Source organism: Enterobacter cloacae complex sp. IR5412, assembly GCF_049237385.1.
GTDB classification, from domain to species: Bacteria; Pseudomonadota; Gammaproteobacteria; order Enterobacterales; family Enterobacteriaceae; genus Enterobacter; species Enterobacter intestinihominis.
The window spans coordinates 1-3,367 of record NZ_JBMKHQ010000034.1; the positions used below are offsets into that span (position 1 = coordinate 1).

General features: G+C 46.7%; 2 protein-coding genes and 1 pseudogene. 2 read left to right on the forward strand and 1 reads right to left on the reverse strand.

Annotated features, from left to right (window positions below; translation table 11 throughout):
• Both ACOTX2_RS24940 and ltrA read left to right on the forward strand, forming a co-directional pair.
• Positions 1 to 386, forward strand: a pseudogene (locus ACOTX2_RS24940) (hypothetical protein); the annotation flags it as partial.
• 682 nt (positions 387 to 1,068) lie between these two features.
• A complete protein-coding gene (gene ltrA / locus ACOTX2_RS24945; RefSeq protein WP_044067521.1) occupies positions 1,069 to 2,418 on the forward strand; it encodes a group II intron reverse transcriptase/maturase in 1,350 nt (449 codons plus the stop codon).
• An 89-nt stretch (positions 2,419 to 2,507) separates the two neighbouring features.
• On the opposite strand, the gene ACOTX2_RS24950 is transcribed toward ltrA, so the two are convergent.
• Positions 2,508 to 3,248 (reverse strand): subclass B1 metallo-beta-lactamase IMP-4, encoded by a 741-nt coding sequence (locus ACOTX2_RS24950; protein WP_015060105.1) that lies wholly within the window; start codon positions 3,246 to 3,248, stop codon positions 2,508 to 2,510.
• Positions 3,249 to 3,367: the final 119 nt, after the last annotated feature.

The window sequence follows — 3,367 nt, forward strand, 5'->3', positions numbered from 1 at the left end:
ATAGTCGAGATTGGTGCAGATCACTTCTGATATTGAACTGTCAGGAGCTGGCTGCACAACAGCCATTACGCCCAATCAACTGGTGCAGTCGTCTTCTGAAAATGACAATCGTGCCACCGGCTCCAGGTCTTATCGAACAGCTCAGACACATGGTCCAAATGCTGGTCGATCCGTTCGGCCAGTTTTTCGATGGCCTCTTGCTTGAGCTTGTCACTTTCCCTGAACTCGATGTTCAAGGCCCTGGCCACCTGGTTGAGGTTCCGGCCGATAGCTCCAAGCTGCCGGCACGATTCCCGTACGGTGTTCACTTCTTCATCAGTGAGGACCGGCATCCGGTTCAACGACCGCAGTCATTTCTGTACCTAAACAGTCCTGCGAATATGTGAGTTTTGACCTAATGAGCCACAAAAACTCATTTTCGCCCACGATAATTTTTCTACTTCCTTTCTTTGGAATGCTCATTTCAATATTCACATAACGTCGCTATCAATCGCGGAAAAGGCGTAGTGCGCGAAGCGAACGAAGCTTTTTGCCGTCGATTGCATAGCTTTGTGTACGCCCAGCATGGGCATGAACTAATGAGGTGAAAGTCCTCTGTAGGAAGGTCACCGTTCGATAACATGCTGTTATTAAACGTTAACTACTAGCGAATGGCAAGGGCTTACCCGTGAGGGGCGGTCTGAAGGAAGCCGCTAGCAAATTTGCGAGCTGATGAACAAGAACATCATATGAGGCGTAGGCTGAAGGTGAGTTGGCACAAGACGACGAAACCACGTGATCTAACGGCCACCGTAAATGATGCAGCAGTGCAAAGAAAGTTCATGTCCTTATCTGGGGAGATCTGCTTAGCATGCGATCGGTCATTAACCAGTAAGGCTCTGGTCTACAAGTGTCTTGGCTTTTCAATTTCATCAACTGGAAAGAGCGAATTAGATGAAAACCGATAGCGCATGACGGGGCAACTCGGCATGTGATTAAGCAGAAGTCAGCAGACGGCATAGTAGCCCAACGCCTATCGTAATGGATGGGATATGGTGAAGGCCTGAACATTTAGAAGAAGGAGGAGTCTTGCCAAACTTGTCGGTACTCACTACGTCGTCAGACGATTACTATCAACAGCGTATTAGCCCGCAACCAGCCTTCAGCAGCAATCTATTTCCGCAACTACTCGAACCTGAGAATCTACACCGAGCTTGGCGACAAGTGAAAGCCAATAAAGGCGCGTCGGGTATCGATGGCATGACCATCGAAGCCTTCCCGCGCTGGATGCAACAAGGCGGCTGGCAACAGTGTAAATCTCAGCTTGAGCGAGGAGAATATCAACCCTCAGCGGTCAGGCGCGTGGAGATCGATAAACCCGATGGCGGTAAACGCAAATTGGGGATCCCCACCGTGATTGATCGTGTGATACAACAAGCAATCGCTCAGATACTCACGCCGTTGTTTGACCCCTACTTTTCAGTCAATAGCTTCGGCTTTAGGCCGAACAGAAACGCCCAGCAGGCGGTACTACAAGTCAGGAATATCATCAAACAGAAGCGCAAATTTGCCGTTGATGTTGATCTGTCCAAGTTCTTTGACCGCGTCAACCACGATCTGTTGATGACTCAGTTAAGGAGTAAGGTGCAGGATAAGCGTCTGCTAGCGCTTATTGGCAAATACCTGCGAGCGGGCGTCATGGTCAACGACCAATTTGAAGCAAGCTTCGAAGGTGTACCTCAGGGCGGCCCACTCTCACCCTTATTATCAAACATCATGCTGGATAGTTTGGATAAAGAATTGGAAAGCCGAGGACATCACTTCGCCCGCTACGCTGATGACTTTATCATCTTGGTGAAGTCTCAACGGGCGGGAGAACGTGTTCTCAAGAGTATTACTCATTATCTTGGTACGAAGCTAAAACTGATCGTTAACGAGCATAAAAGCCAAGTAGTTAAGGTAGGTCAAAGCAAGTTCCTTGGCTTCACCTTTAACCGAGGAAAGATCCAATGGCATGCCAACACGTTGCACGTTTTCAAACAAAAGATACGACGACTGACGAACCGCAATTGGGGAGTCAGCATGAGCTATCAACTGTTTAAACTGCGGCAATATATGCAAGGTTGGATCAATTACTTTGGCATAGCCAACGCTTATCAAGGTTGCGTCGATTTAGACCACTGGATCCGTCGCCGAGTGCGTATGTGCTACTGGCGTCAGTGGCGAAAACCACGGACTAAGGTGCAGAACCTACTTAAACGAGGTGTCAGGATCCAAGCTGCCGTTGCTTGTGGACTCACAAGTAAAGGCCCTTGGCGTAGTTCGAAAACGCCAGGCATACAGCAAGCGCTGAGTAACGAGTACCTAGAGAAAGCTGGATTGTATTCACTAAGAGATGGATGGATTGCAGTTCATTATCCTAGCCAAATAACAGGTTAGGAGTTCTAAATGAACCGCCCTGTGCGGAGCCGCATGCAGGGTGGTGTGGGGGCTGGAGGCTAGATACCTCCGGCTACCCGATTAGAAATTTAGTTGCTTAGTTTTGATGGTTTTTTACTTTCGTTTAACCCTTTAACCGCCTGCTCTAATGTAAGTTTCAAGAGTGATGCGTCTCCAGCTTCACTGTGACTTGGAACAACCAGTTTTGCCTTACCATATTTGGATATTAATAATTTAGCGGACTTTGGCCAAGCTTCTAAATTTGCGTCACCCAAATTACCTAGACCGTACGGTTTAATAAAACAACCACCGAATAATATTTTCCTTTCAGGCAGCCAAACTACTAGGTTATCTGGAGTGTGTCCTGGGCCTGGATAAAAAACTTCAATTTTATTTTTAACTAGCCAATAGTTAACCCCGCCAAATGAATTTTTAGCTTGAACCTTACCGTCTTTTTTAAGCAGCTCATTAGTTAATTCAGACGCATACGTGGGGATGGATTGAGAATTAAGCCACTCTATTCCGCCCGTGCTGTCACTATGAAAATGAGAGGAAATACTGCCTTTTATTTTATAGCCACGTTCCACAAACCAAGTGACTAACTTTTCAGTATCTTTAGCCGTAAATGGAGTGTCAATTAGATAAGCTTCAGCATCTACAAGAACAACCAAACCATGTTTAGGAACAACGCCCCACCCGTTAACTTCTTCAAACGAAGTATGAACATAAACGCCTTCATCAAGTTTTTCAATTTTTAAATCTGGCAAAGGCTCTGCTGCGGTAGCAATGCTACAAAACAAAAATATAAAGAATACAGATAACTTGCTCATACTTTCCCTTTTCTAACTTTGTTTTAGGGCGACTGCCCTGCTGCGTAACATCGTTGCTGCTCCATAACATCAAACATCGACCCACGGCGTAACGCGCTTGCTGCTTGGATGCCCGAGGC

Excerpts from the sequence above, each read along its gene's own strand:
- ACOTX2_RS24950 (WP_015060105.1), bottom strand. The coding sequence starts at position 3,248 with ATGAGCAAGTTATCTGTATTCTTTATATTTTTGTTTTGTAGCATTGCT.